The organism is Pseudomonas orientalis, from assembly GCF_022807995.1.
In the GTDB taxonomy this organism is placed as follows: domain Bacteria; phylum Pseudomonadota; class Gammaproteobacteria; order Pseudomonadales; family Pseudomonadaceae; genus Aquipseudomonas; species Aquipseudomonas orientalis_B.
Map to the genome: position 1 here is coordinate 4561235 of NZ_CP094351.1, position 25523 is coordinate 4586757.

Sequence of the window (25523 nt, forward strand, 5' to 3'; positions counted from 1 at the left end):
GCCGCGTCAGTTCAGGTAAGGGGACCAGGATGGTTCTCTGACTTCGCCTTGTGCGGTAGGAAGCGGGAGCCTTACGCGTCCGTTGATGGACACGAGCATCAAGACTCCCCGGCCCTGCTGGCGGGTGGCGTAGATTACCATGGTGCCGTTGGGCGCAACAGTGGCTGACTCATCTAGGTTGGTATCTGTAAGGATTTTTACGGTTCCGCGCTGCAAATCCTGGGCCGCAACCCGGAAATTAGTGAAACCATCCTGACGGTGAATCATTACCAACGTCTTTTCATCGGCCGAAAGCTTGGGGTTGGCGTTGTAGTTACCGATAAAGGTCACGCGTTCCGCGCCACCACCGCCTACGCTCGCCTTGTAGATCTGTGGCTTGCCGCCGCGGTCGGAGGTGAAGTAGATGGTCGAGCCATCCTTGCCCCAGAACGGTTCGGTGTTGATGCCAGGACCACTGGTCACCCGAGTGAGTTGGCGCGAAGCCATGTTCATCACGTAGATGTCCGGGTTGCCGTCCTTGGACAGTACGAATGCCAGGCGCGAACCATCCGGCGACCAGGCTGGCGCACCGTTGAGGCCTTCGAAGTTGGTGATCTGCTCACGACGGCCGGTATCGATGTGCTGGACGAAGATACGTGGACGCTTTTGTTCGAACGACACATAGGCAATACGCTTGCCGTCCGGCGCAAAACGCGGCGACAGGATCGGCTCGCGCGATTGCAGCAGAGTTACCGCGCGTGCACCGTCGTAGTCGGAGCGCTGAAGGGTATAGCGGGTGTTGTCTACGGAGAAACGCTCAGCGGTGACGTACAGCATGCGTGTGGAGAACGCACCCTTGATACCGGTGAGTTTTTCAAACGACTGGTCCGAAATGTAGTGGGCCATGTCACGCAGTTGTTCAGCGGTGCCGGAGACATTGCCGGTCAGGACCTGCTGCTCGGTCGCCACGTTGAACAGGGTGTAGGTGATTTGCAGGCGACCGCCGGCCGGCGTGATGTTGCCGACCATCAGGTACTGCGCGCCTACCGCCTTCCAGTCACGGAACACAACTTCGCTGGCCTGGTTGGGCTGGCTGATCATGTTGCCTTTTGGAATCGGTGCGTAGTAGCCGGAGTTGCGCAGGTCGTCGCTGACGATCTGGGCCATGTCGTCCGGCAGCACGCTGCCGCCCTGCCAGCCGAACGGCACTACCGCGATCGGGGTAGCCCGGTCGCTGCCACTGGTAACCAGGATGTTTTTTTCATCCGCCGCCGCTATCCCTGCCATGCAGCAAATAACGACAAGCATTCCTCGAAGAAGGTTTCTCACAAGGCTAGATCCTCAGGTGTGAATGTCATCTTGAATGAACGATAGGGAGCGAAGTCGCTTGGTTTCATTCCCTGCATCTCGGTCAACCGGCCAATATTCTTGACTGCGGCAACCGCCGAACTGTCGAACGAACCGTCACCACTGGACTTGGCCACGCTGACCGAAGTCACCGTGCCGTCCGGCAACATGCCGATCTGCAGCACTACTGTCATGCCTTTACGTGCCGAAGGTGGACGTGTCCAGCCTTCCGCTGCCCGCGCCCGAATCAGGTCGTCGAAACTGCCCGCGACTTCATCACCACGTTCATCGGCCAAGGCTTGCTGACGCTGGGGCGTGTCGGAAAGCAAATCTGCCAGGGCCTGGGCCTTTTTCTCTTCGGCGGACTTGCGGGCTGCTTCCTGGGCCTTCTTCTTGGAGGCGTCGGCGGCAGCTTTCTTCTTCGCGTCGTCGGCGACTTTCTTCTTCGCCTCGTCTGCTTCAGCTTTTTTCTTGGCGTCTTCGGCGGCTTTCTTCTTCGCGTCTTCGACGATCTTTTTCTTGGCTTCCTCAGCGGCCTTTTTCTTGGCCTCTTCTTCGGCAGCTTTCTTGGCTTCTTCTTCGGACTTCTTCTTGGCTATATCAGCCAATTGTTTCTCTTCGGCCTTTTTAGCTTCGGCGGCTTTCTCGGACTTCTTGGCTTCATCAGCCTTTTTCGCCTCGTCGGCTTTCTTCGCTTCGTCAGCCTTTTTCGATTCCTCGGCCTTTTGAGCCGCCTCTTCTTTCTTTTGTTCCGCAGCAGCCTTCACCGCTTCCTGCTCGACCTTCTTCTGTTCCATCTGCTCGACTTCGGTCTGGCGCGCAGCCGACTTCTGGGCCTCACCCGCAATCTTCTGATTGGTCTGGGTGGTGGCCTGACTTTTCGATTTCAGCTGATACAGGGTCGCCTGCACGATCGGCTTGGCTGGCGGCAGGTCCGGGGTCATGGCAAAGCTGACGAACAGCATGCCGAACACCAGGACGTGCAGGGCAATTGCCCACACGCCAGGCCAGAAGTAGCTTTCCGAGGCGGACGGCTCTCGCTGTTGCTGCATCAGGGCGCCTCGGTAATCAAGCCAACGTTACCGACGCCGGCCTTCTGCAGCCCGCCCATGGCGCCCATGACGGAGCCATAGTCGACCGACTTGTCACCGCGAATGAACACTTGGGTGTGCTTGCCGCCTTCATTGCCGGAGCGAATGATCTTGGTCACGGCATCCGTCATCGCCGGCAAGGTCAGGGCCTTGTCCTGCTGCTTCTGCGTGTCGACTTCGCTGCCAAGGTTCCAATAGTAGGTCTTGTCAGCCTTGATCGAAATGGTCAGGACCTGAGTGTTGTTGTCCTGCGGCAAGGCTTCACTGGAAACCTTGGGCAGATCAACCTTCACGCCCTGGTTGAGCATCGGCGCGGTCACCATGAAGATCACCAGCAGCACCAGCATCACGTCGATGTAGGGCACTACGTTCATCTCGGCGACCGGCTTGCGCTTTTTGCGAGCTCGAGCGATTAAAGCCATTGGGAATTACCTGCTTATTCTTCGCTGGTGTGCACTTTACGGTGCAGGATCGCCTGGAATTCATCGGCGAAGGTGTAGTAACGGCCGATCAAGGTTTCGCTGGTGGCGGCAAAACGGTTGTAGGCGATTACTGCGGGGATAGCGGCGAACAGGCCGATCGCGGTGGCGATCAGGGCTTCGGCAATGCCCGGGGCCACGGTGGCCAGGGTCGCCTGCTGGGCCTGGGCCAGACCACGGAAGGAGTTCATGATGCCCCATACGGTACCGAACAGACCGATGTACGGGCTGACGGAACCGACGGTCGCCAGAAACGGCAGGCTCTGCTCCAGTTTCTCTTCTTCGCGGGAAATGGCCACGCGCATGGCTCGAGCCACGCCTTCCATCACGGCCTCCGGGTCAACGCCCGGCTGCTGGCGCAGGCGTGAGAACTCCTTGAAGCCGGCGCGGAAGATTTGCTCGACGCCCGAATCCGGGTCCGGATTGCTGCCGGCCTGGCGATACAGCTTGGACAGGTCGATACCCGACCAGAAGCGCTCCTCGAAGCTCTCCAGGGCGCGTCGACCGGCACGCAGCAGGTTGCTGCGCTGAAAGATCATGACCCAAGAGGTAACCGATGCGGCTACCAGGGTCAGCATGACCAGTTGCACCACGACACTGGCATTACTGACCAGGCTCCACATCGAGGAATGGTCGACGACGGTAGGTTCCACGCTAAATCTCCTGCTTTGATTGTTTACCTGCGCCGCTCACGGCAGCAAAGGCCGCACGTAGAGTTTCGGGAATGGCCCGAGGTTTCAAACTGTTGGTGCGTACACACGCCACCAGGAACTGCCCCTCACAGAGCAGCGTTGCATCCGTAGCCCGCCTGACCTGCTGCTTGAATCGCAGGCTGGCACGGTTCAATTCGATGACTTCGGCGCTGACCAGCAATTCATCGTCCAGTCGCGCCGGTGCGTGGTAACGCGCCTCGCTGGAATGCACGACGAATAACAGGTCCTCCCCTGCCAGCGTGGATTGGGCAAAGCCCAGCTCCCGTAGCCGCTCGGTTCGAGCCCGCTCCATGAATTTCAGGTAATTGACGTAATAAACGATGCCGCCGGCATCAGTGTCCTCGTAATAAACGCGACAGCGATGTGCGAACGACTGATCCCCGTTTTGCGCGCGCATACTCTAGTGCTTACTCCTCAGGTTGCCAATCCGGCTGGACAACTGTTTTTGCATTCCTGACACTTTCTTCAGTGACAAATGACGACGCCAGACACTGGGACAGCACAAAGCCCGGATAAATCACCCCACATCGCAAATACCCTGTAGGAGCGAGCTTGCTCGCGAAAAACCTGAGCACGCCGCGTATAACCAGGCATACCGCGTTATCGTTGACGTTTTTCGCGAGCAAGCTCGCTCCTACAAATTTTTTAATCGTCTACCGCATCAAGGAATTCGTCTACCGCGGGCATCTCTCCCAATCGTGACGGAATGTTTAGCCCAAAGTGCAGATAGGCATGGCGCGTCACCACCCTGCCCCGTGGCGTGCGCATGATATAGCCCTGCTGGATCAGGTACGGCTCCAGCACGTCCTCGATGGTGTGACGCTCTTCGCTGATGGCAGCCGCGAGGCTGTCCACGCCCACCGGGCCGCCGTCGAACTTCTCGATCATGGTCAGGAGCAGGCGCCGGTCCTGATGATCGAAGCCATGTTCGTCCACATCCAGCAGGTTCAAGGCCAGGTCCGCGACCGCCTTGGTGATATGCCCCTTGGCCCGCACCTCGGCAAAATCGCGCACACGGCGCAGCAAGCGGTTGGCGATCCGGGGTGTACCGCGGGCGCGCCGGGCGATTTCGAATTCGCCTTCCGGGTCCAGCGGCAGGCCGAGGATGTTCGCCGAACGGCTGACGATGGTCGCAAGGTCTGCCGTGCTATAGAACTCCAGACGTTGAACAATGCCGAAACGGTCTCGCAACGGGTTGGTCAGCATGCCCGCGCGGGTCGTGGCCCCCACCAGCGTGAACGGCGGCAGGTCAAGCTTGATCGAGCGGGCCGCCGGGCCTTCGCCGATCATGATGTCGAGCTGGAAGTCCTCCATCGCCGGGTACAGCACTTCCTCGACGATGGGCGACAGCCGGTGGATCTCGTCGATAAACAGCACGTCGTGAGGCTCAAGATTGGTCAACAGCGCGGCCAGGTCGCCAGGGCGCTCCAGCACCGGACCGGACGTGGACTTGATCGACACGCCCATTTCCTGGGCGATGATGTTGGCCAGGGTGGTCTTGCCCAGGCCCGGCGGGCCGAAGATCAGCGTGTGATCCAGCGACTCGCTGCGCCCGCGTGCCGCCTGGATGAACAGCTCCATCTGCTCGCGCACAGTGGGCTGGCCGATATAGTCGGCCAGGCTCAGGGGGCGGATGGCGCGGTCCTGGACTTCTTCACGGTCGCGCGGGCCGGTGGCCGCGATCAGACGATCAGCTTCTATCACTTAAATCATTCCCTTCAGGGCTCGGCGGATCATGTCTTCGCTGCTCAGGTTCTTGTCCTTGATGGCCGATACCGCCTTGCTGGCCTCCTGCGGCTTGTAGCCCAGGGAGATCAACGCACTGACCGCATCGCTTTCGGCACTGGCGACCTGGCCGGCCGGCATATCCGGCTGGTTCGGCACCAGGGCGAACATGCTCGGCACCACTTCCCAGGCCTTGAAACGGTCCTTGAGCTCCACCAGCAGGCGCTCGGCGGTTTTCTTGCCCACACCCGGCACCTTGGTCAGGGCGGAGGTGTCCTGGGCAGAAACGGCGCGTACCAGTTCATCCACTTCCAGGCTCGACATCAACGCCAGGGCCAGCTTGGGCCCGACGCCATTGAGGCGAATCAGCTCGCGGAAAAAGTCGCGGTCGCGCTTGCCGATGAAACCATAGAGCAGTTGCGCGTCTTCGCGCACCACTAAATGCGTGTGCAGAGTTATCGGCTCGCCGACCGACGGCAAGCGGTACAAGGTGGTCATGGGCACTTCAAGCTCATAACCCAATCCATTCACATCCAGAATCAGGTGCGGCGGCTGTTTCTCAGCCAGGGTGCCGCGCAAGCGTCCAATCACGGTTCAGATCCTTAAAGCTTGGGGGTCAGAACTGGGCCTGACCGGAAATAACGATTGCGCAGATGCTATCAGAGACGCAGGCGTCCGCCACGACTGCGTGCCGCGCCCAGACCATGAGGCAGCAGGCTGGAGCGGGTGTGGGCGTGGCAAATGGCAATGGCCAGGGCGTCGGAGGCATCGATCTGGGGTTTGGAGGTGAGCTTGAGCATGTGCATGACCATCATTTGCACCTGTTCCTTATTCGCCCCGCCCGTACCGACCACGGCCTGCTTGACTTGGGTCGCGGTGTATTCGGCGATCTCCATGCCCTCCTCGGCCCCCGCCACAATCGCAGCGCCACGCGCCTGGCCGAGTTTCAACGCCGAGTCGGCATTCTTGGCCATGAAGACTTTTTCGATGCCCATGGTCACCGGGCCGTAGGTCTGAATGACTTCACGCACGCCGCGATAGACGATCTGCAGGCGTTCGGCCAACTCCCCCGCGCCGGTGCGGATGCAGCCCGAGGCGACGTAGACACAGCCGCGCGGGGTCTGTTGCACCACGCCAAAACCGGTGATGCGCGAACCGGGGTCGATACCTAGGATTAAAGTCATAACGCCTGCGGGTTGGATAAATACATTTTTCGATACATAGAGAACTCAATGTGAGAGGGGGCTTGTGTGGGAGGGGGCTTGCCCCCGATTAGGGAGTGTCAGTAAGCATATTTGCTACTGACCCACCGCCATCGGGGGCAAACCCCCTCCCACACAAGCCCCCTCCCACATTTTGACCTCATCGTTTTTTAGACTAGCTGTTCAGCCACGGACTCGGGGATGTCGGCGTTGGAATACACATTCTGCACATCATCCAGGTCTTCCAGCATGTCCAGCAGCTTCAGTACTTTCTGCGCACCGTCCAGGTCGAGTTCGGCACTCGTGGTCGGCAGCATCACGATTTCCGCATCAGTACCGCTGAAACCGGCAGCCTCAAGAGCGTTGCGCACTGCGTAGAAGCTGGCAAACGAGGTGAACACGTCGATGGAGCCATCTTCGTTGGTCACCACGTCGTCGGCGTCCGCCTCCATAGCGGCTTCCATCAGCGCGTCCTCGTCCGTGCCCGGTGCGAAGGTAATCTGCCCCTTGCGCTCGAACAGGTAGGCCACCGAACCGTCGGTTCCCAGGTTGCCGCCGCACTTGCTGAACGCATGGCGCACCGCCGCGGCGGTACGGTTGCGGTTGTCGGTCATGCACTCGACCATCACCGCCACGCCGCCCGGGCCGTAGCCTTCGTAGGTCAATTCGACCATGTCATCCGTATCGGCGGCACCGGCCCCACGGGCGACGGCGCGGTCGATGATATCGCGGCTCATGTTGGCGCCGAGCGCCTTGTCCAGCGCCAGGCGCAGGCGCGGGTTGGAGCCCGGATCACCGCCACCCTGGCGGGCGGCGACGGTCAGTTCGCGGATCCACTTGGTGAAGATCTTGCCTTTCTTGGCATCCTGACGCTCTTTGCGGTGCTTGATGTTCGCCCACTTGGAATGGCCAGCCATAACACAACTCCGAATTCTCTAGAAACCTTATCAATCCCGCCCCCGGCGAGATTTCCCTCTTTCAAACGCAAAGGCGCATCCGAAGATGCGCCTTTTGACTGCTTACAACCTTATCGCGCTTTCACGCAGCAGCCTTACTCAGCCTTCGGCGTCTCGCGCAGGCGAATGTGCAGTTCGCGCAATGCCTTGGCATCCACCACACCCGGTGCCTGGGTCATGACGTCCGCAGCGCTCTGGGTTTTCGGGAAGGCGATCACTTCACGGATCGACTGGGCGCCGGTCATCAGCATCACCAGACGGTCCAGGCCGAACGCCAAACCACCGTGGGGCGGCGCACCGTATTTGAGCGCGTCGAGCAGGAAGCCGAATTTCTCTTCCTGTTCCGCTTCGTTGATGCCCAGCAGACGGAACACCGCTTGTTGCATCTCCTTGCGGTGGATACGGATCGAACCGCCGCCCAACTCGGTGCCGTTGAGCACCATGTCGTAGGCGCGGGACAGCGCGCCGGCCGGGTTGGCTTCCAGCTCGGCCGGGGAGCACTTCGGCGCGGTGAACGGGTGGTGCAAGGCGCTGAAGCTGCCGTCGTCGTTTTCTTCGAACATCGGGAAGTCGACAACCCACATCGGCGCCCATTCGCAGGTCAGCAGGTTCAGGTCGTGACCGAGCTTGATGCGCAGCGCGCCCAGGGCCTCGCTGACGATCTTGGCCTTGTCGGCACCGAAGAACACGATGTCGCCATCGACCGCACCAACGCGATCGAGGATTTCGTTCAAGTTGTCCAGCGGGATGTTTTTCACGATCGGCGATTGCAGGCCATCAACACCGTTGGCGCGCTCGTTGACCTTGATGTACGCCAGGCCCTTGGCGCCGTAGATGCCGACGAACTTGGTGTAGTCGTCGATCTGCTTGCGCGGCATGCTCGCGCCGCCTGGCACGCGCAGGGCGGCGATGCGGCATTTCGGGTCGTTGGCCGGGCCGCTGAACACCTTGAAGTCGACGTCCTTGAGCTGGTCGGCCACGTCCACCAGTTCCAGCGGGTTACGCAGGTCCGGCTTGTCGGAACCGTAGCGGCGCATGGCTTCTTCGAAGGTCATGTGCGGGAAGTCGCCGAACTCCAGGTCCAGCACTTCCTTGAACAGGTTGCGGATCATTTGTTCGGTGAGGCCCATGATCTCTGTTTCATCGAGGAAGCTGGTCTCGATGTCGATCTGGGTGAATTCCGGCTGGCGGTCGGCGCGCAGGTCTTCGTCACGGAAGCATTTGGCGATCTGGTAGTAACGGTCGAAGCCGGCCACCATCAGCAGTTGCTTGAACAGCTGCGGCGATTGCGGCAGCGCGAAGAACGAACCGGCGTGGGTACGGCTCGGCACCAGGTAGTCACGCGCACCTTCCGGCGTTGCACGGGTGAGGATTGGTGTTTCAACATCGAGGAAGCCGTTCTCGTCGAGGAAACGGCGGATGCTGGTGGTCATGCGCGAGCGCAGACGCAGCTTCTCGGCCATTTCCGGGCGACGCAGGTCCAGGAAGCGGTAGCGCAGGCGAGTTTCCTCGCCAACGTCGGAATATTCGTTGAGCGGGAACGGCGGAGTTTCCGACTCGTTCAGCACTTCCAGTTCATAGCCCAGCACTTCGATGCCACCGGACGCCATGTTCTTGTTCACCGCACCGGCCGGGCGCAGGCGCACCTTGCCGGTGATCTTCACAACGTACTCGCTGCGCACGCGGTCGGCGGCGGCGAAACTTTCGGCGCGGTCCGGATCGAACACTACCTGGGCCAGACCGTCACGATCACGGATATCGAGGAAGATCACCCCGCCGTGGTCGCGGCGACGGTGAACCCATCCGCAAAGGGTGATTTCCTGACCTTCCAGGGTCTCGTTCAGTTGGCCGCAATAGTGGCTGCGCATCATGGTAGTGGTTTCACTTCTCGTAATTCGAAATTCGGTGGCAGGCCTGCCGCGTCACCGTACATTAAAGCAGGGGACGGATAATGCAGGAGCCTGCGCGTAGAGTTCAACTCAGTCTGCTTTGTCGCCGCCCGCCAGGTTCTTCTTGGCGCCGGTCTTGAAATCGGTCTCGTACCAGCCGCTGCCGCTCAGGCGGAAGCCCGGCATGGACAACATCTTTTTCAACTCAGGTGCCTGGCAGGCTGGGCAATCGACCAACGGCGCGGCGCTGATCTTCTGAATGGCTTCCAACTGATGACCACAGGAAGCACATTGATAGTCGTACATGGGCATGGGGATGTCTCGGCGATCAGATCGTACTGCGCCACGCCCTGCCGTTGTGCATAAAGCCCGGCATGCGCAGCAAAGCGCGGGATTATATCTGGTAAATCGAGGCAGCGCAGCCGGCTTTCTGCCCGAGGCCCGGCCCGCCAGAAGGAAGGACCGGGCCCTGGAGCCATCCACTCACACCGGCCCGGACGCGCCAAGGCGATCTTTCAACAAGTGAACCACGCACACCACCCGCACCAGCCCGCTGAAGTTTTTCACGCCGCCATAACGCAAATGTACTTCGCGATCGACATAGGACAACAGCGCACTGACCGAGCAGGTGTTGATCCTGGCTATTTCCGTGAGGATATTCCAATAGATCTGTTCAAGCCGCAGGCACGTGGAAAACCCATTGAGGCGCACCGACCGGGATAAGGGTTTGGCCAGCCCCATGTCGAACCCTTTCGCGAAGGGGTCGACCTTTATCTTGTGAAAACCAGCGGTTTCCACGCCCTTACCCACTCCACATGACATACACCTGACACTCCCTTGCCAAACAGCAGTCCATGGGTTTCTCCCATTGGACGGTAGGCCTATAAAACAGCAGGAAGCGACGAGCAGCCAGAAGACGCGGGAGCTGGGCGTCGTAGGACAACGCCAGCAAGCGCAGGGAAACCAGCGAGTGGCGCCCTGCAGACGCCACCCGGTTCAACGATTACTGGTTTTCGAGCAACGAGCGCAGCATCCAGGCGGTTTTTTCGTGCACTTGCATACGCTGGGTCAACAGGTCCGCCGTCGGCTCATCGCTGACTTTGTCGAGCAGTGGGAAAATGCCACGCGCGGTACGAGTGACGGCCTCTTGGCCGGCCACCAGTTGCTTGATCATCTCTTCAGCGCTCGGCACGCCCTCTTCTTCCTTGATCGAAGACAGACGGGCGTAGATCGAGTAGGCACCCGGCGCCGGGAAGCCCAGGGCACGGATACGCTCGGCAATGGAATCCACCGCCAGCGCCAGTTCGTTGTACTGCTCCTCGAACATCAGGTGCAGCGTACGAAACATGGGACCCGTGACGTTCCAATGGAAGTTGTGGGTCTTCAGATACAGTACGTAGGTATCGGACAGCAGCCGTGAAAGTCCGTCGACGATGGACTTACGGTCTTCTTCACTGATACCAATATCGATTGCCATGTTTTTCCCCTTCAATTGATGAGCATTACATTGATCAGGTGCAGGACCACTCTAGCAAGAGTGCAGGCTACGTGCAGCCCGGCATATCCAGGCGATGTGCGGCAAATCGCCCCGCACCGCTTGCGAGGCAGCGGCCGGTGAGCCTGTTGTCCTGTAGGAAAAACGCTCGAAAGGCCGCCCAGATTACCTGCACCCCTCTAGGACAAGCCTCCGGCGCAAAAATGCCGCCGCGATTGCAACACCCCGAAATGCTTGATTTGAGTAGGCACAGCCTTTGCTGTTAAATAGGCGCCGTGTGGCTGCCGTTCATTTCTGCGGCACGTCACATAGGCTGATACCCGCGCACGTGCTCAACGCCTCCCATTGTTCAGAAGCGACCCGTGCCAGTCAGCTCTTCCTTGTGATCCGTCTTAACGTGAGTTAATCAAAATGTTGAAAATCGTCCACCTGCTAACGGGCGTTGCAGCGTTGCTGCTGTCCTTTATCCCGAGCCTGCAGCCTGAAAGCCTGCCCTACCTGCAACAATACGACGCTCTATACCTGGCCTTGTTCGGCCTTCTCAACCTGACGCTGGCACCGGTAATCCCTTACTGGAACAAAGGCACGCGTCATCAACTGCAAAACCTGGTCAGCGCGCTGCTGGTACTGACTGTAGTCGTTCAAACCCTCACCCTGCTGGCACCCATGCCTGAAGTGGGCGGCCATCCGGCCATCCTGCTCAGCCTGGTGATTGCTGTGGTCGCCATCGTTCTTCACTTGGCCATCAGCTTCTACCGCTCATCCCCGGCGGCCGCGTCGCAAAACTACGACATGACCAACCGGGATACCGGGACCGTCAAGTGGTTCAACACCTCCAAAGGCTTCGGCTTTATTTCGCGCGACTCGGGTGACGATATTTTCGTCCACTTCCGGGCTATCCGCGGTGAAGGGCACCGCGTTCTGGTCGAAGGCCAGCGCGTGGAATTCTCGGTGATGAACCGCGACAAAGGCCTGCAAGCTGAAGATGTAATCGCTGCCCTGCCGCGTCGCTGACTCCAGCCTGCGCTGCAAAAAAACCGCGATCCGGCGCAGGCTGGATCGCGGTTTTTTATTGCACGCTCATTCAATAGTGCGGCGGCGGTGCTTCTTCTTCCGAGGTTTCAAACTGGCCGCCCATCTCTTCCTGGCGCTTGAGCAATGCGTTCATCTGCAGTTGCAGGCGCTCTACGGCTTGCTGCTGGGCGACCAGAATGTCGTTGAGGGTTTCGATGGTGTCGTCCTGGAAGGCCAGACGGCTTTCCAGATCGGTGACGCGAGCTTGCAGGTCCATGGTTCAGTCCTGGATAAAAATGAAGTTGGCAGGCAGTAATTCACGCAGTCGACTGCGGATCGCCGCCACCTGCTCCGGGCTGTAGGGGCGGGCCGGATGCTTGCCCCACACCGGCGCCGGCCAGGCTGCGTCATCGCGTTTGCGCACGATCACATGCACATGCAACTGGCTGACGACATTACCCAGCGCGCCGATGTTCATCTTGTCGGCGGTCAGGCCGTCGTTCAGCAGCTGTGCGAGGGTGGTCGTTTCCTGCCACAAGCTCTGTTGATCGGCGACATCCAGTTGAAACACTTCGCTGATAGCGTTGATGCGCGGCACCAGGATGAACCAGGGGTAATTCGAATCATTGGATAGCAGCAGGCGACAGAGCGGAAAGTCTCCGATGACCAAAGTGTCTTGTTGCAGGCGTTGATCTAAAGCGAACACGTAGGCACTCCGTTCGGCAAGTCAATTCAGGCGCCAGCATAACGCCGAATGCTCAAGGCTTCACGGTGAATGCGCCTTGAGGCAAATGGACTGCCTGCTTGCACCCTTTCGAGGCAGCGAAACGCTTGAACCAAGCTAAGTCGGGCTCCAGAGAGGTGCACCAAAATGACCCAGCCATGCCTCAAAGCGATCCATCCGCTACCCACTTGGAGGGTCAATCGGTAACGTTTTGCTCAGGTGCAGGCTTTGTAGACCACCGAATGGGGGTAACACACGCGCGTCAAGCGAGAACCAGTCGGTTTAAAAAGCCCGTGTTTATGCGGTTTTTACACGGCCGTAACGTTTTTCACGAAAAAATGACATTCGATCAGCGCTTTGTGCACGCTTGTTGCATTCACCTCACTATCGTCGGCAACGACACCTGGGTGGATGCCAGGGTTTCGCGATAGGCAACAGTAGCGTTTCAATGTGCACCAGGGATGGATTTCAAACTTTCAGCAAGTCTGAAAAGAGCATTGAAGTTGTCAGCCCGGTCATCGCCGGGCTGTGATTTGCGACACGGAGCTAGCAATTTACGACAGCCTCGTAAAGAAGCTGAAAGGATAGTTGGGTAAGTATCGTCAACAGCGCCGGTGTGAGCTAACTTTGCGCCGACACAATAAAGAAAGAGCCGCCCAGATAAAAATACAGGTGGGACGGCAGTACTCTTCCTAAAATCAAAGGAGCAAATCACGATGCGCGTGATGAAGTGGAGCATGATCGCCCTGGCTGTTTCAGCAGGCACCTCGCAGTTCGCAATGGCGTCCGCCCAGGACGATTCCAAGGGCTTTGTTGAAGACAGCACGTTCAGCATCAATACTCGCGCTCTGTACTTCAGCCGCGACTTCCGTAACAACCCGTCGGGCCCGGGCTCCAAGAGCCGTGCCGAAGAAAGCGGCCTGGGCTTCAACGCCTTGTACGAATCGGGCTTCACCCAGGGCACCGTGGGTGTCGGTGTTGACGTGATCGGCCTGATGGGCCTCAAGCTCGACAGCGGCAAGGGCCGCGCCGGCACCGGTCTGTTCCCTACCGGTTCCGACGGTCGCTCGCAGGACGAGTACTCCAAGGGCGGTGGCGCGGTTAAGTTCCGCATCTCCAATACCGTGCTGAAAATCGGTGACCAGTACACCACAGCGCCTGTATTCGCTTCCGATGACAGCCGTCTGCTGCCTGAACTGCCACAAGGTATCTCGATCACCAGCAACGAGATCAAGGGCCTGAAGCTCGAAGGCGGTCACTTCACGTCCAGCGTCGCGCAAAACCAGACCTACCACGACAGCCTGGGCCTGACCAAGACCGACTTTGTCGGCGGCGTCTATGCCTTCACCCCGGAAGTCACCGGCAGCCTGTACTACGCGAAAACCGAAGACTACTTCCGCAAGTACTACAGCAACCTGAACTGGACCCACGCCCTGAGCGATGACCAGTCCTTCGCGCTGGACTTCAACATCTACGACACCAAGAGCGATGGTGCCGGCCTGCAGCGCGCCGAGAAAGATGGCGTGACCAAGCTCGACAACCGCGCATTCAGCTTGCAGGGTGCGTACACCATCGGCGCTCACACCTTTACCCTGGCGGCCCAGAAGGTTACCGGCGACGGCGACTACGGCTACGGCGTAGATGGCGGCGGCACCGTGTTCCTGGCCAACTCCATCGCCCGTTCCGACTTCAACGCCGAAGGCGAGAAGTCCTACCAGGCACGTTACGACATCAACATGGCGACCTTCGGCATTCCCGGCCTGAGCTTCATGACCCGCTACGTCACCGGTAGCGGCGCCAACACGGCCACCACCAGCAACGGTAAAGAGTGGGAACGCGACATCGAAGCCAAGTACGTGATCCAGAGCGGCCCGGCTAAAAACCTCAGCCTGCGTCTGCGTCAAGCAACCTATCGTTCCGGTGATGGCGTTTACTACGGTTCGCCGTCGATCGACGAACTGCGTCTGATCGCGAACTATCCGCTGAACATCCTGTAATTGCGCGAGCTGTTACAACGATGACTTAAGGTTTCGACCTTGAATAAAAAGCCGCTCCCCTGTTTGCAAGGGAGCGGCTTTTTTATTGCAGTTATATTTCAACGAAGAAGTAACTAGCAAGCTAAGTAACTATATTCATCTACCCGATCTAACCTGACCTTTCGGCCAAGTTAAACCCAACACTCAGTATTACTTCGCTGCCGTTTCCTGCATCACCCGAATAACACGCTGCGGAAATGGGATATCAATTCCCGCTGCCTTCAAGCGATCACGGGCCAGCTCATTAAGCATAAATATTACATCCCAATAGTCCGCGGTTTTGGTCCAGCAGCGCAGGGAAACGGTGATTGAACTGTCGCCCAATGTCGAAACCACCGCTACAGCCGCAGGGTCTGCCAGTACGCGTGGGTCCCTGGCCAATTCCAGCAGCACTTCGCGGGCCTTCTGCAGGTCGGCTTCGTAGTCAACACCTACGTCGAATACCACCTTGCGAGTAGGCTGACGGTTGGTGTTGGTGATGATGCCGTTGGACAGGCTGCCATTGGGGATAATCACGGTCTTGTTGTCGCCGGTGCGCAATACGGTGTGGAAAATCTGAATGCTGTCGACGGTACCCGACGTGCCCTGGGCCTCGATCCAGTCACCAATACGGAACGGACGGAACAACAGAATCAGCACGCCACCGGCAAAATTCGCCAGGCTGCCTTGCAATGCCAGGCCAATAGCCAGCGTGGCAGCGCCGATTGCGGCGACGAACGAGGTGGTCGCCACACCGATCATCGAAGCCACGTTGACCACGAGCATGACTTTGAGCGCGATGTTCGCCAAGCTGGTAATAAAGTGTTGCAGCGCCATGTCCGCGTTACGCAAGGCCAGCAAACGCCCTACTCGCCGGGTCAATACGTTGATCAGCCACCAGCCGATGGCCAGGGTGATAACGGCCAGCAGTACCCGGCTGCCGTATTCCATGATCATCGGGATCCAGGACTGCGAGGTCTTGATCAAATGATCCACTTCAGCGTTCAAATCCATCTATCTTCTCCTGTGGTGCGGATATGCGGCTTTATTGACTGCCTGAAAACGCAAATGAGCCCCGTAGGGCTCAAGTGTAGGCACTGTTGCTGCGGCGTGGGACGTCAAAAACGGCCACAGGTTCCGCAATGTGCCATCAGTCGCGGAAGTTATTGAACTGCAATGGCATGTCGAAGGTCTTGGCGCGCAGGGCCGCGATGGCCTCTTGCAGGTCATCACGCTTCTTGCCGGTGACACGCACCTGTTCACCCTGGATGGCCGCCTGGACTTTCAGCTTGGCATCCTTGATGTGCGCAACGATTTTCTTCGCCAGCTCCTTATCGATGCCTTCCTTGAGCACGGCTTCCTGCTTCATCAGCTTGCCGGAGGCGTAAGCGTCCTTGACTTCAAGGCACTGCACGTCGATCTTGCGCTTGACCAGAGCCAGTTTGAGGATTTCGATCATCGCTTCCAGCTGGAAATCGGCTTCAGCGGTCAGGTTGACGGTCAGTTCCTTTTCCTTGAATTCGAAGCTGCCCTTGCCTTTCAAGTCATAGCGACGGTCCAGTTCCTTGACGGCGTTTTCGACGGCGTTGGTGACTTCGTGTTTGTCCAGTTCGGATACCACGTCGAACGAAGGCATGTCATTTCTCCAATATAAGGGGCGGGCTCAGTAGAGATGGAGCGCGCCCAAGCTAAAATGCCGGGGCATTATAGCGGTTCTTTCGCCGCATTCACCGCTGGCAACCCTCTGGAGCACACTGATGTCGACCACCTGGCATATTCTCGGCGCCGGTAGCCTGGGCACCCTCTGGGCTACGCGGTTGGCGCGAGCGGGCGTGCCGGTACGGTTGATCCTGCGCGATCAGGCGCGCCTTGCCAGCTATGCGTCGGGCGCGGGCCTGACCCTGGTTGAACACGGCATTGCGCACACCTACCGGGTAACCGGCGAAACACCCGACAGTCCGGAGCCGATCCATCGCCTGCTGGTGGCGTGCAAAGCCTACGATGCCCAAAGCGCCGTCGCCCAGTTGCAACATCGCCTGGTACCCGACGCGGAACTGATCCTGCTGCAAAACGGCCTCGGCAGCCAGGATGCGGTGGCCGCCCAGTTGCCGCAGGCGCGTTGTATCTTTGCCTCCAGCACCGAAGGCGCGTTTCGCGATGGCGAGTGGCGCGTGGTATTTGCCGGCCACGGCTACACCTGGCTGGGGGACGTGGCTCGCCCTACGGCGCCGCTGTGGCTGGACGACTTGCAGGCCGCCGCCATTCCCCATGAATGGAGCACCGACATCCTTACGCGCCTGTGGCGCAAGCTGGCGCTCAATTGCGCGATCAACCCGCTGACCGTGCTCTACCAATGCCGCAACGGAGGCCTGCAGGCTCATCAATGCGAAGTCGCCACCTTGTGCGCTGAATTGACCGAACTGCTGGAATGCTGCGGCCAGCCTGCGGCTGCACTGGATTTGCACAGTGAAGTGCAACGGGTGATCCAGGCCACTGCGGCCAACTACTCATCCATGTACCAGGACGTGGCCAACGCGCGGCGTACCGAGATCAGCTACTTATTGGGCTACGCCTGCCAGGCGGCCGCCCGTCATCAAAGGGTGCTGCCCCATCTTCAGCAGGTGCAGGCGCGTTTGGTCGAGCAGTTGGTTGCACGCCGATTGCCCCGCGACTGAAGCACGCGCTACCCTGCCTTATGTCTATTGCCTGCGAAAAACCTGATGCCACTGCGCCAGCGTCTTGAAAACTTACCGGTAGGGCAGAAACTGCTGGCCGCCCTGCTGGTACTGCTGACCACCGTGTTGCTGGTGGCCAACCTGACCTTTATCAGTGCCGCCTACTGGATCTCCCAGGAAAGCATGGCGCCCCAGGCGTTGCAAGCCATCGGTCGGCTGGTGTCCAACCCGGCACTCGCCGCCGAGGCCCTTCAATCCCCGGCCAAGGCCAACGCGCTGCTCAATGAACTGACCAGCTACTCACCCTTGCGCGCCGCCGCCCTGTACGACGCAGAGGGCAATCGTCTGGCGCAGATGCAACACGGCGACCGCCTGCACCTGCCGGACAATTACCGGCATGTCGAAGCCTGGCGGCTCACCGAGTTTCGCAGCAACCAAATCATCACCCTGCCCCGCCCCGGCCAGCCTTCAGGGCATCTGTTGCTGGTGGCCAGCAGCGAGCTACCGGTGGCTTTCTATACCGGCACCCTGACCGCGAGCCTGGGCATCCTGATTTTCAGCGTCTTGCTGTGGCTGGTGATTGCCCGGCAGATCAAACGCCTGATCACCCGTCCCATCCATGAGCTCGAAGAACTGTCGCGCCAAGTGACTCGCGAAGAGAACTACGCCCTGCGCGCAGGCCCCGGCAACCACGACGAAATCGGCAGCCTGGCGGAAGCGTTCAACACCATGCTGTCGCGCATCGAGGCCCGTGAACAGCAGCTCAAACGCGCACGGGACGATTCCCAGGCCGCCTACGACCAGGCCCAGGGCCTGGCCGAAGAAACCCGTCATACCAACCGCAAGCTGGAACTGGAAGTCCAGGTGCGCAGCAAGATCGAGAAAAAGCTCACCGGTTTTCAGAATTACCTCAACAGCATTATCGACTCGATGCCTTCGGCGCTGATCGCCCTGGACGAACAGCTCTACGTCACCCAGTGGAACCAGGAAGCCACCGCGCTTTCCGGCACGCGCCTGGACGAGGCCCTGAACCAGCCGATCTTTCTCGCGTTCCAACCGCTCAAGCCGTACCTGCCGCAAATCAAGGCCACGGTGGAACAGCACACGGTGGAGCGGATCGAGCGGGTCACCTGGGTCAAGGACGACGAGCCAAAGCATTACGCCCTGACGTTCTACCCGTTGATGGGCGGTGCCGGGCGTGGCGTGGTGATCCGCATCGACGACATCACCCAGCGCCTGTCCCTGGAAGAAATGATGGTGCAGTCGGAAAAAATGCTCTCGGTGGGCGGCCTCGCTGCCGGCATGGCCCATGAAATCAACAATCCGCTGGGCGCGATTCTGCACAACGTGCAGAACATTCGGCGGCGCCTGTCACCCGACCTGCCCAGGAACCTGGAACACGCCGAACAGGCGGGTATCGAACTGGAAACGGTCAATCGTTACCTGCAGGCGCGCGAAGTGCCGCAATTACTTGACGGGATTCAACAGGCCGGTGCACGCGCAGCGAAGATCGTCACGCACATGCTCAGCTTCAGCCGACGCAGCAATCGGCAAATGGCCCCCTGCGACTTGCCGGCCCTGATCGACCAGGCCGTGGAGATCGCCGGCAACGATTTCGACCTGGCCATTGGTTTTGACTTCAAGGGCCAGGCGATCATCCGTCAGTTCGATCCGCAACTGGGCCCGGTGCCGGGCACGGCCAACGAACTGGAGCAAGTGCTGCTCAACCTGCTGAAAAATGCCGCCCAGGCGATTCACCTGCGTGAGGACGACAGCGAACCGGGGCGCATCATCCTGCGCACCCGCCTCAACCCGCCGTGGGCCGAAATCCAGGTGGAAGACAATGGCATCGGCATGAGCGAAAACGTGCGCAAACGCACCTTCGAGCCGTTCTTCACCACCAAGGAAATCGGCCAGGGCACCGGGCTCGGGCTGTCGGTGTCGTATTTCATTATTACCAATAACCACAAGGGCCAGATGGAAGTGCACTCGACCCTCGGCCAGGGCACGTGTTTCACCCTGCGCCTGCCGCTGGCCGGCAGCCAACTGTCCCCCGCAGAAATCACCCGACTGGAGCAATGACCATGGGCTTTCGCCTGTCAAAGATCTACACCCGCACCGGCGACCAGGGCGAAACCGGCCTCGGCGACGGCCGCCGCGTGCCCAAGGATCACCCCCGGGTGGAGGCCATCGGCGAGGTGGATACGCTGAACAGTCAGTTGGGGTTGCTGTTGGCCAATCTGGAGGAACAGAGCGGCAAGCATCCCGAATTGAACGATGTGATCGAAGTGCTCACGCCCTGCCAGCATCGACTGTTCGACCTCGGCGGCGAGCTGGCCATGCCGGTGTACAAAGCGTTGACCGCAGCCGAAGTGGACCGGCTGGAAGCGGCCATTGATCGCTGGAACGAAGAGGTGGGGCCGCTGGAGAATTTCATCCTGCCCGGCGGTTCAGCGCTGATCGCCCAGGCCCATGTGTGCCGCAGCCTGGCGCGCAGCGCCGAACGTCGCTGTCAGCATTTGAATGCGCTGGAACCGTTGGAGGGGGTGGGGTTGGCGTATATCAATCGGTTGTCGGATTTGCTGTTTGTGGCGGCCAGGGTAATTGCCAGGCGCCAGGGGGTTGCCGAGGTGTTGTGGCAGGCGGCGGCCAAGCCACACTGATATTTTTCGGGTGTCTGGCAGGACCTCATCGGGGTGTAGGAGCGAGCTTGCTCGCGAAAAACTCACAGGCGCCGCGCCCATTCAGAAAGCTCGCGTCATCGTTGACGCTTTTCGCGAGCAAGCTCGCTCCTACATCCCGATAGGGCCCGTCAGAGCAACATCAAACCTCAGGCCAAAACGCCCGAATCCCCGCAACACCCTGCGCCCCAGCCGCCCAAGCCTGCTCCCGCTGCGCAGGCCCGACCCCGCCCAACAGAAACACCGGTTTGCTGAACCCACGGATCAGCTCGGCCGCCTGCTCCCAACCCAACGGCTGGGCATCGGGATGCGTCTGGGTCGGCTGAACCGGCGACAGCGTGACGAAATCCACGTCCATCATGTGCGCCAGCGCCAGCTCCTCAGCATTGTGGCAAGAGGCCGCCAACCAACGGTCTTTCGGCAGCGGACGGCCTTTGCTCGCATATTTGCGCAATTGCGCCGAGGTCATATGCCAGCCGGCTGCGGGGAAATCCCCCAGCCATTCGAACGGTCCCTTGATCATCAGTTGCGCCTTGCCGGCACACAGGCCCACCGCATCCACCGCTAGGTCACGGTATTTGGGGTCGTAACCGTTGGGGGCACGCAGTTGAACCAGCTTGATGCCACCGGCGATGGCGTTCTGGATACCGCGCAACAACGCCGGGGTTTCCAGCTCGCCAGGGGTGATCAGGTACTCGGCGGGCAAGCGTGCCGCAGCGACAATCGGCGCATTCGCCGCCGGGAATTCATAGTTGGCCAGGTCCCGCGGTGCCACCCATTCCAACGGCTGCCCTTCGGCGCCATGGGGCTCGCCGGTAAAGGCCGAGACTTCCCAGACATCCAGCAACACCTGTTTGTCCGGGTAGTCATGTTGCACCTTGATCAGCGGCCGCGCCGTGGTGACCTGGATGCCCAGCTCTTCCTGCAACTCGCGAGACAAGGCCGTGGCGACCGACTCATCCGCCTCCACCTTGCCCCCGGGAAACTCCCAGAGGCCGCCTTGATGCTGAGTATCGGCGCGGCGTGCCAGCAGGATCCTGCCATCGACACCGCGAATCACCGCTGCTGCTACATGCACTCGTTTCACCGCCACTGCTTCCTCTCGTTATAACCCTTGCAGGAGCGAGCTTGCTCGCGAAGAACGTCAACGATAACGCGTACAGCCTGGATGAATGCGGTGGCGTTGAGTTTTTCGCGAGCAAGCTCGCTCCTACTTTCAGGTGCGATATTCCGCGTTGATCTTCACGTACTCGTGGGACAGGTCCGTGGTCCAGATGGTTTCGCTGCACTCGCCGCGACCCAGCTCGATGCGGATGGTGATTTCTTCCTGCTGCATCACTGCCGAGCCCTGGGCTTCGGTGTAGGTTTCGGCGCGGGCACCACGGCTGGCAATGCACACGTCGCCGAGGAACACGTCGATCTTGCTCACGTCCAGGTCAGGCACGCCGGCGCGACCAACGGCTGCGAGGATGCGGCCCCAGTTCGGGTCGGAAGCGAACAAGGCGGTCTTGATCAGCGGCGAGTGCGCCACGGTGTAACCCACATCCAGGCATTCCTGATGGTTGCCGCCGCCGTTGACCTCAACGGTGACGAACTTGGTCGCGCCCTCACCATCTCGCACGATGGCCTGGGCCACGTCCATGCACACTTCGAATACCGCCTGCTTCAACGCCGCAAACAGCGGGCCTTCGGTGGAGGTGATTTCAGGCAGATTGGCCTGGCCGGTGGCGATCAGCATGCAGCAGTCGTTGGTGGAGGTGTCCCCGTCGATGGTAATGCGGTTGAACGACTTGTTGGCGCCGTCCAGCATCAGGCGCTGCAGCACTTCGCGGGAGACTTTGGCGTCAGTGGCGATATAGCCGAGCATGGTGGCCATGTTCGGGCGGATCATGCCCGCGCCCTTGCTGATACCGGTCACGGTGACGGTCACACCGTCGTGCACGAACTGGCGGCTCGCGCCCTTGGGCAAGGTGTCGGTGGTCATGATCCCGGTGGCCGCAGCCGCCCAGTTATCCTCAGACAAATCATCCAATGCGGCTTGCAGGGCGCCTTCGATTTTCTCCACCGGCAGCGGCTCACCGATCACGCCGGTGGAATACGGCAGCACCTGGCTGGCGTCTACGCCGGTCAACTGCGCCAGCTTCGCGCAGGTGCGCGCAGCGGCGACCAGGCCAGGCTCGCCGGTACCGGCGTTGGCATTACCGGTGTTGGTCAGCAGGTAACGAATCGCCCCGGCCACACGCTGCTTGGCCAGGATCACCGGTGCAGCGCAAAAAGCGTTGAGGGTGAACACGCCGGCGACGGTCGAGCCTTCGGCGCAGCGCATCACCACCACATCCTTGCGCCCTGGACGCTTGATACCGGCCGAAGCGATACCAAGTTCAAAACCGGCGACCGGGTGCAATGTGGGCAAAGGACCAAGACCAACAGCCATGTATGCGCTCCTTGAGAGAGAGGATGTGTGTGCCGTCACTGTCGACGGTAAATTAATGGCAAAACGCCGCGACGGCTGATGCCGGTCGCGGCGCAGGATGTTGCAGCGTCAGGCGAAAATCTTATTCGATCTGGCCGTGGCAGTGTTTGTATTTCTTGCCCGAACCGCAGAAGCACAGCTCGTTGCGGCCCAATTTCTGATCATTGCGTACCGGGCTTTGGGCCAGGGCCACATCGACTTCTTCACCCAACACCTCAGGCGCGTCCAGGCCAGGTGCTTCGTCATGCTGGAACTGCATGCGCGCAGCCAGTGCCTCGGCTTCCTGACGCAGGCGTGCCTCTTCCTCGATCGGGTCTTCGCGACGCACCTGAACGTGGGACAGCACGCGAATCGAATCGCGCTTGATCGAATCCAGCAACTCGGAGAACAACGTGAACGACTCGCGCTTGTACTCCTGCTTCGGGTTCTTCTGTGCGTAGCCACGCAAGTGGATGCCGTGGCGCAGGTGGTCCATGGTCGACAGGTGGTCTTTCCACAGGTCGTCCAGCACGCGCAGCACGATCTGCTTCTCGAAGGTGCGCAGTGCTTCGGCACTCGCCTGCTCTTCTTTCTCGTTGTATGCGGCCAGCAGCTCGCTCATCAGCTTCTCGCGCAGCGTCTCTTCGTACAGGTGATCGTCTTCGTCCAGCCACTGCTGGACCGGCAGGTCCACACCGAAGTCGCTCTTCAACGCGGCTTCCAGGCCGGCTACATCCCACTGCTCAGGCAGCGACTGCGGCGGGATATGCGCGCTGACGGTCGCGTTGAGCACGTCCTGGCGGAAGTCGGCAATGGTCTCGCCAATGTTGTCGGCGGCCAGCAACGTGTTACGCATGTGATAGATCACTTTACGCTGTTCGTTGTTGACGTCATCGAACTCAAGCAGTTGCTTGCGAATGTCGAAGTTGCGGCCTTCGACCTTGCGCTGTGCCTTCTCGATGGCGTTGGTCACCATGCGGTGCTCGATCGCTTCGCCGGACTGCATGCCCAGGGCCTTCATGAAGTTCTTCACGCGGTCCGAGGCGAAGATGCGCATCAGGCTGTCTTCCAGGGACAGGTAGAAACGGCTGGAACCGGCGTCACCCTGGCGACCGGCACGACCACGCAACTGGTTGTCGATACGGCGCGATTCGTGACGCTCGGACGCAATCACCTGCAAACCACCGGATTCCAGTACGGCCTGGTGGCGTTTCTGCCAGTCGGCCTTGATCTGGGCGATCTGCTCGGGGGTCGGGTTGTCCAGCGAAGCCACTTCCACTTCCCAGTTGCCGCCCAACAGGATGTCGGTACCACGACCAGCCATGTTGGTGGCGATGGTCAGTGCGCCTGGGCGACCGGCCTGGGCGATGATCTCGGCTTCCTTTTCGTGGAACTTGGCGTTGAGCACCTTGTGCTCGATGCCTTCCTTGTTGAGCAGGTTGGACACGTGCTCGGAAGTCTCGATGGTCGCGGTACCCACCAGGATGGGGCGGCCCTTGGCCATACCGTCCTTGATGTCGTTGATGATCGCCGCGTATTTCTCTTCGGCGGTCAGGAACACCAGATCGTTATAGTCTTTACGCGCCAGCGGCTTGTTCGGCGGGATGACCACCACCGACAGACCATAGATCTGGTGGAATTCGAACGCTTCGGTGTCGGCCGTACCGGTCATGCCGGACAGTTTGTTGTACAGACGGAAGTAGTTCTGGAAGGTGGTGGACGCCAACGTCTGGCTTTCGGCCTGGATGTTGAGCATTTCCTTGGCTTCGATGGCCTGGTGCAGGCCTTCGGACAAACGACGACCGGGCATGGTACGGCCGGTGTGTTCGTCGACCAGAACGACCTGGCCGTCCTGGACGATGTATTCGACGTTGCGATGGAACAGCTTGTGGGCGCGCAGGCCGGCATACACGTGGGTCAGAAGGCCCAGGTTATGCGCCGAGTACAGGCTTTCGCCTTCGGCCAGCAGGCCGATCTGGGTCAGCATGTCTTCGACGAACTGGTGACCGGCTTCGTTGAGTTCGACCTGACGGGTCTTCTCGTCGATGGTGAAGTGACCTTCTTTGGTCACCACGCCTTCGACTTCCTCGATGTGCTGCTCCAGGCGCGGGATCAACTTGTTGATCTCGGTGTACAGGCGCGAGCTGTCTTCGGCCTGGCCGGAGATGATCAGCGGGGTACGGGCTTCGTCGATGAGGATGGAGTCGACTTCGTCGATCACGGCAAAGTTGAGTTCGCGCTGGAATTTTTCTTCCATGCTGAACGCCATGTTGTCGCGCAGGTAGTCGAAACCGAATTCGTTGTTGGTGCCGTAGGTGATGTCGGCGGCGTAGGCGGCGCGCTTCTCTTCCGGCGGCTGGAACGGCGTGACCACACCGACGGTCAGGCCGAGGAATTCATACAGCGGGCGCATCCAGTTGGCGTCCCGGCGAGCCAGGTAGTCGTTCACCGTCACAACGTGCACGCCCTTGCCGGACAGTGCGTTGAGGTAAACGCCCAGGGTTGCCACCAGGGTCTTGCCTTCACCGGTACGCATTTCGGCAATCATGCCTTCATGCAAGGTCATGCCGCCGATCAGTTGGACGTCGAAGTGGCGCATGCCCATGACGCGCTTACCGGCTTCACGGGCGACCGCAAAGGCTTCGGGAAGCAGCTTGTCGAGGGTTTCACCTTTGGCTATGCGGGCCTTGAACTCTTCGGTCTTGGCGCGCAATTGCTCGTCCGACAGGGCAACCATCTGCTCTTCGAAGGCATTGACCAACTGCACCGTCTTGAGCATGCGTTTGACTTCGCGCTCATTCTTGCTTCCAAAAAGTTTCTTTAACAAAGGCGCAAACATATCGGCAGGTTCTTCCACACATAGGGATGGAGGGCGCACCGTCAGTGGCCCGAGCAGCCCTCACGGCCGCATGCGAACGCGCATTCTACCCGGAATCGTGGGTGAGGAAAGTGGCGTTGTTCCCCGATGCGGGCACGGCGCTGTGAGAGGGCTTGTTTAAAATAAGGGCTTTTGCTGGAACTTCAACCCATCAAGCGTAGAAGTTACTTATTGATTTCACGGGAAAAGCCCTGCCGATGCATGGCGT

General features: G+C 59.8%; 25 protein-coding genes. 5 read left to right on the plus strand and 20 right to left on the minus strand.

Annotated elements, in window-relative coordinates; genetic code table 11:
* Nucleotides 1-6: 6 nt before the first annotated feature.
* The 13 genes from tolB to MRY17_RS20385 form a co-directional block, all read right to left on the minus strand.
* Nucleotides 7-1287 carry a Tol-Pal system beta propeller repeat protein TolB gene (tolB, locus tag MRY17_RS20320; RefSeq protein WP_057723839.1) on the minus strand — a complete coding sequence of 427 codons (1281 nt, stop codon included), beginning with the start codon at nucleotides 1285-1287 and terminating at the stop codon, nucleotides 7-9.
* A 17-nt stretch (nucleotides 1288-1304) separates the two neighbouring features.
* Nucleotides 1305-2378, minus strand: a complete 1074-nt coding sequence (gene tolA / locus MRY17_RS20325; RefSeq protein WP_124359617.1) for a cell envelope integrity protein TolA — start codon at nucleotides 2376-2378, stop codon at nucleotides 1305-1307.
* Nucleotides 2378-2830: a protein TolR gene (gene tolR, locus MRY17_RS20330; RefSeq protein WP_161793227.1), complete on the minus strand. Its 453-nt coding sequence runs from the start codon at nucleotides 2828-2830 to the stop codon at nucleotides 2378-2380. Before tolR ends, tolA begins: the two co-directional genes overlap by 1 nt.
* Before the next feature lie 23 nt (nucleotides 2831-2853).
* The gene (gene tolQ / locus MRY17_RS20335; protein WP_015885609.1) at nucleotides 2854-3549 is read right to left on the minus strand and encodes a protein TolQ; all 696 of its coding nucleotides are present in this window, start codon (nucleotides 3547-3549) and stop codon (nucleotides 2854-2856) included.
* 1 nt (nucleotide 3550) lies between these two features.
* Nucleotides 3551-4006, minus strand: a complete 456-nt coding sequence (gene ybgC / locus MRY17_RS20340) for a tol-pal system-associated acyl-CoA thioesterase (protein ID WP_003175800.1) — start codon at nucleotides 4004-4006, stop codon at nucleotides 3551-3553.
* A 248-nt stretch (nucleotides 4007-4254) separates the two neighbouring features.
* Nucleotides 4255-5313: a Holliday junction branch migration DNA helicase RuvB gene (ruvB, locus tag MRY17_RS20350; RefSeq protein ID WP_243352759.1), complete on the minus strand. Its 1059-nt coding sequence runs from the start codon at nucleotides 5311-5313 to the stop codon at nucleotides 4255-4257.
* Nucleotides 5314-5925, minus strand: coding sequence for a Holliday junction branch migration protein RuvA (gene ruvA, locus MRY17_RS20355; RefSeq protein ID WP_003175802.1), 612 nt, complete (start codon nucleotides 5923-5925; stop codon nucleotides 5314-5316). It abuts the gene before it with no gap.
* Between the two features lie 68 nt (nucleotides 5926-5993).
* Nucleotides 5994-6518, minus strand: coding sequence for a crossover junction endodeoxyribonuclease RuvC (gene ruvC / locus MRY17_RS20360; RefSeq protein ID WP_019821257.1), 525 nt, complete (start codon nucleotides 6516-6518; stop codon nucleotides 5994-5996).
* Nucleotides 6519-6706: 188 nt separating this feature from the next.
* Complete coding sequence (locus MRY17_RS20365) at nucleotides 6707-7453, minus strand: YebC/PmpR family DNA-binding transcriptional regulator (RefSeq protein WP_181282269.1); 747 nt, start codon at nucleotides 7451-7453, stop codon at nucleotides 6707-6709.
* Between the two features lie 134 nt (nucleotides 7454-7587).
* The gene (gene aspS / locus MRY17_RS20370) at nucleotides 7588-9363 is read right to left on the minus strand and encodes an aspartate--tRNA ligase (protein ID WP_181282268.1); all 1776 of its coding nucleotides are present in this window, start codon (nucleotides 9361-9363) and stop codon (nucleotides 7588-7590) included.
* 108 nt (nucleotides 9364-9471) lie between these two features.
* Entirely contained in the window at nucleotides 9472-9693 is a 222-nt protein-coding gene (locus MRY17_RS20375; RefSeq protein WP_003193872.1) for an FmdB family zinc ribbon protein, read from the minus strand.
* Nucleotides 9694-9864: 171 nt separating this feature from the next.
* A complete protein-coding gene (locus MRY17_RS20380; protein WP_181282267.1) occupies nucleotides 9865-10203 on the minus strand; it encodes a ribbon-helix-helix domain-containing protein in 339 nt (112 codons plus the stop codon).
* A 181-nt stretch (nucleotides 10204-10384) separates the two neighbouring features.
* The gene (locus MRY17_RS20385; RefSeq protein WP_003193874.1) at nucleotides 10385-10858 is read right to left on the minus strand and encodes a Dps family protein; all 474 of its coding nucleotides are present in this window, start codon (nucleotides 10856-10858) and stop codon (nucleotides 10385-10387) included.
* A gap of 429 nt (nucleotides 10859-11287) precedes the next feature.
* On the opposite strand from MRY17_RS20385, the gene MRY17_RS26455 reads away from it, so the two are divergent.
* A complete protein-coding gene (locus MRY17_RS26455; protein WP_191956007.1) occupies nucleotides 11288-11890 on the plus strand; it encodes a cold-shock protein in 603 nt (200 codons plus the stop codon).
* Between the two features lie 70 nt (nucleotides 11891-11960).
* Here the strand turns inward: MRY17_RS26455 and MRY17_RS20395 are convergent, their stop codons facing one another.
* A complete protein-coding gene (locus MRY17_RS20395) occupies nucleotides 11961-12167 on the minus strand; it encodes a SlyX family protein (RefSeq protein ID WP_191956008.1) in 207 nt (68 codons plus the stop codon).
* Between the two features lie 3 nt (nucleotides 12168-12170).
* Nucleotides 12171-12596: an HIT domain-containing protein gene (locus MRY17_RS20400; RefSeq protein ID WP_243352760.1), complete on the minus strand. Its 426-nt coding sequence runs from the start codon at nucleotides 12594-12596 to the stop codon at nucleotides 12171-12173.
* Between the two features lie 734 nt (nucleotides 12597-13330).
* On the opposite strand from MRY17_RS20400, the gene MRY17_RS20405 reads away from it, so the two are divergent.
* Nucleotides 13331-14611 (plus strand): OprD family porin, encoded by a 1281-nt coding sequence (locus MRY17_RS20405; protein ID WP_057723848.1) that lies wholly within the window; start codon nucleotides 13331-13333, stop codon nucleotides 14609-14611.
* Nucleotides 14612-14800: 189 nt separating this feature from the next.
* Here MRY17_RS20405 and MRY17_RS20410 read toward each other — a convergent pair whose 3' ends face one another.
* On the minus strand, nucleotides 14801-15643 hold the full coding sequence (locus MRY17_RS20410; RefSeq protein WP_243352761.1) for a mechanosensitive ion channel family protein: 843 nt from the start codon (nucleotides 15641-15643) through the stop codon (nucleotides 14801-14803).
* A 136-nt stretch (nucleotides 15644-15779) separates the two neighbouring features.
* Entirely contained in the window at nucleotides 15780-16265 is a 486-nt protein-coding gene (locus MRY17_RS20415) for a YajQ family cyclic di-GMP-binding protein (protein WP_003193880.1), read from the minus strand.
* Nucleotides 16266-16386: 121 nt separating this feature from the next.
* On the opposite strand from MRY17_RS20415, the gene MRY17_RS20420 reads away from it, so the two are divergent.
* The 3 genes from MRY17_RS20420 to MRY17_RS20430 are packed head-to-tail and all read left to right on the plus strand — an operon-like array spanning nucleotide 16387 to nucleotide 19967.
* Entirely contained in the window at nucleotides 16387-17304 is a 918-nt protein-coding gene (locus MRY17_RS20420; RefSeq protein WP_243352762.1) for a putative 2-dehydropantoate 2-reductase, read from the plus strand.
* Nucleotides 17305-17349: 45 nt separating this feature from the next.
* Complete coding sequence (locus MRY17_RS20425; RefSeq protein WP_181282261.1) at nucleotides 17350-19386, plus strand: sensor histidine kinase; 2037 nt, start codon at nucleotides 17350-17352, stop codon at nucleotides 19384-19386.
* A 2-nt stretch (nucleotides 19387-19388) separates the two neighbouring features.
* Nucleotides 19389-19967: a cob(I)yrinic acid a,c-diamide adenosyltransferase gene (locus MRY17_RS20430; RefSeq protein WP_065935161.1), complete on the plus strand. Its 579-nt coding sequence runs from the start codon at nucleotides 19389-19391 to the stop codon at nucleotides 19965-19967.
* Between the two features lie 160 nt (nucleotides 19968-20127).
* Here the strand turns inward: MRY17_RS20430 and MRY17_RS20435 are convergent, their stop codons facing one another.
* The 3 genes from MRY17_RS20435 to secA form a co-directional block, all read right to left on the minus strand.
* Nucleotides 20128-21072 (minus strand): Nudix family hydrolase, encoded by a 945-nt coding sequence (locus MRY17_RS20435; protein WP_181282270.1) that lies wholly within the window; start codon nucleotides 21070-21072, stop codon nucleotides 20128-20130.
* A 129-nt stretch (nucleotides 21073-21201) separates the two neighbouring features.
* The gene (gene argJ / locus MRY17_RS20440; RefSeq protein WP_181282259.1) at nucleotides 21202-22419 is read right to left on the minus strand and encodes a bifunctional glutamate N-acetyltransferase/amino-acid acetyltransferase ArgJ; all 1218 of its coding nucleotides are present in this window, start codon (nucleotides 22417-22419) and stop codon (nucleotides 21202-21204) included.
* 121 nt (nucleotides 22420-22540) lie between these two features.
* Nucleotides 22541-25276: a preprotein translocase subunit SecA gene (gene secA, locus MRY17_RS20445; RefSeq protein ID WP_181282258.1), complete on the minus strand. Its 2736-nt coding sequence runs from the start codon at nucleotides 25274-25276 to the stop codon at nucleotides 22541-22543.
* Nucleotides 25277-25523 lie beyond the last annotated feature (247 nt).

What these genes read in the sequence shown, in the direction of transcription:
- tolB (WP_057723839.1), bottom strand. Translation starts at nt 1,287, where the DNA reads ATGCTTGTCGTTATTTGCTGCATGGCAGGGATAGCGGCGGCGGATGAA.
- tolA (WP_124359617.1), bottom strand. Translation starts at nt 2,378, where the DNA reads ATGCAGCAACAGCGAGAGCCGTCCGCCTCGGAAAGCTACTTCTGGCCT.
- ybgC (WP_003175800.1), bottom strand. Translation starts at nt 4,006, where the DNA reads ATGCGCGCGCAAAACGGGGATCAGTCGTTCGCACATCGCTGTCGCGTT.
- ruvC (WP_019821257.1), bottom strand. Translation starts at nt 6,518, where the DNA reads ATGACTTTAATCCTAGGTATCGACCCCGGTTCGCGCATCACCGGTTTT.
- MRY17_RS20365 (WP_181282269.1), bottom strand. Translation starts at nt 7,453, where the DNA reads ATGGCTGGCCATTCCAAGTGGGCGAACATCAAGCACCGCAAAGAGCGT.
- aspS (WP_181282268.1), bottom strand. Translation starts at nt 9,363, where the DNA reads ATGATGCGCAGCCACTATTGCGGCCAACTGAACGAGACCCTGGAAGGT.
- MRY17_RS20375 (WP_003193872.1), bottom strand. Translation starts at nt 9,693, where the DNA reads ATGCCCATGTACGACTATCAATGTGCTTCCTGTGGTCATCAGTTGGAA.
- MRY17_RS20380 (WP_181282267.1), bottom strand. Translation starts at nt 10,203, where the DNA reads ATGTCATGTGGAGTGGGTAAGGGCGTGGAAACCGCTGGTTTTCACAAG.
- MRY17_RS20385 (WP_003193874.1), bottom strand. Translation starts at nt 10,858, where the DNA reads ATGGCAATCGATATTGGTATCAGTGAAGAAGACCGTAAGTCCATCGTC.
- MRY17_RS26455 (WP_191956007.1), top strand. Translation starts at nt 11,288, where the DNA reads ATGTTGAAAATCGTCCACCTGCTAACGGGCGTTGCAGCGTTGCTGCTG.
- MRY17_RS20395 (WP_191956008.1), bottom strand. Translation starts at nt 12,167, where the DNA reads ATGGACCTGCAAGCTCGCGTCACCGATCTGGAAAGCCGTCTGGCCTTC.
- MRY17_RS20405 (WP_057723848.1), top strand. Translation starts at nt 13,331, where the DNA reads ATGCGCGTGATGAAGTGGAGCATGATCGCCCTGGCTGTTTCAGCAGGC.
- MRY17_RS20410 (WP_243352761.1), bottom strand. Translation starts at nt 15,643, where the DNA reads ATGGATTTGAACGCTGAAGTGGATCATTTGATCAAGACCTCGCAGTCC.
- MRY17_RS20415 (WP_003193880.1), bottom strand. Translation starts at nt 16,265, where the DNA reads ATGCCTTCGTTCGACGTGGTATCCGAACTGGACAAACACGAAGTCACC.
- MRY17_RS20420 (WP_243352762.1), top strand. Translation starts at nt 16,387, where the DNA reads ATGTCGACCACCTGGCATATTCTCGGCGCCGGTAGCCTGGGCACCCTC.
- MRY17_RS20425 (WP_181282261.1), top strand. Translation starts at nt 17,350, where the DNA reads ATGCCACTGCGCCAGCGTCTTGAAAACTTACCGGTAGGGCAGAAACTG.
- MRY17_RS20430 (WP_065935161.1), top strand. Translation starts at nt 19,389, where the DNA reads ATGGGCTTTCGCCTGTCAAAGATCTACACCCGCACCGGCGACCAGGGC.
- argJ (WP_181282259.1), bottom strand. Translation starts at nt 22,419, where the DNA reads ATGGCTGTTGGTCTTGGTCCTTTGCCCACATTGCACCCGGTCGCCGGT.
- secA (WP_181282258.1), bottom strand. Translation starts at nt 25,276, where the DNA reads ATGTTTGCGCCTTTGTTAAAGAAACTTTTTGGAAGCAAGAATGAGCGC.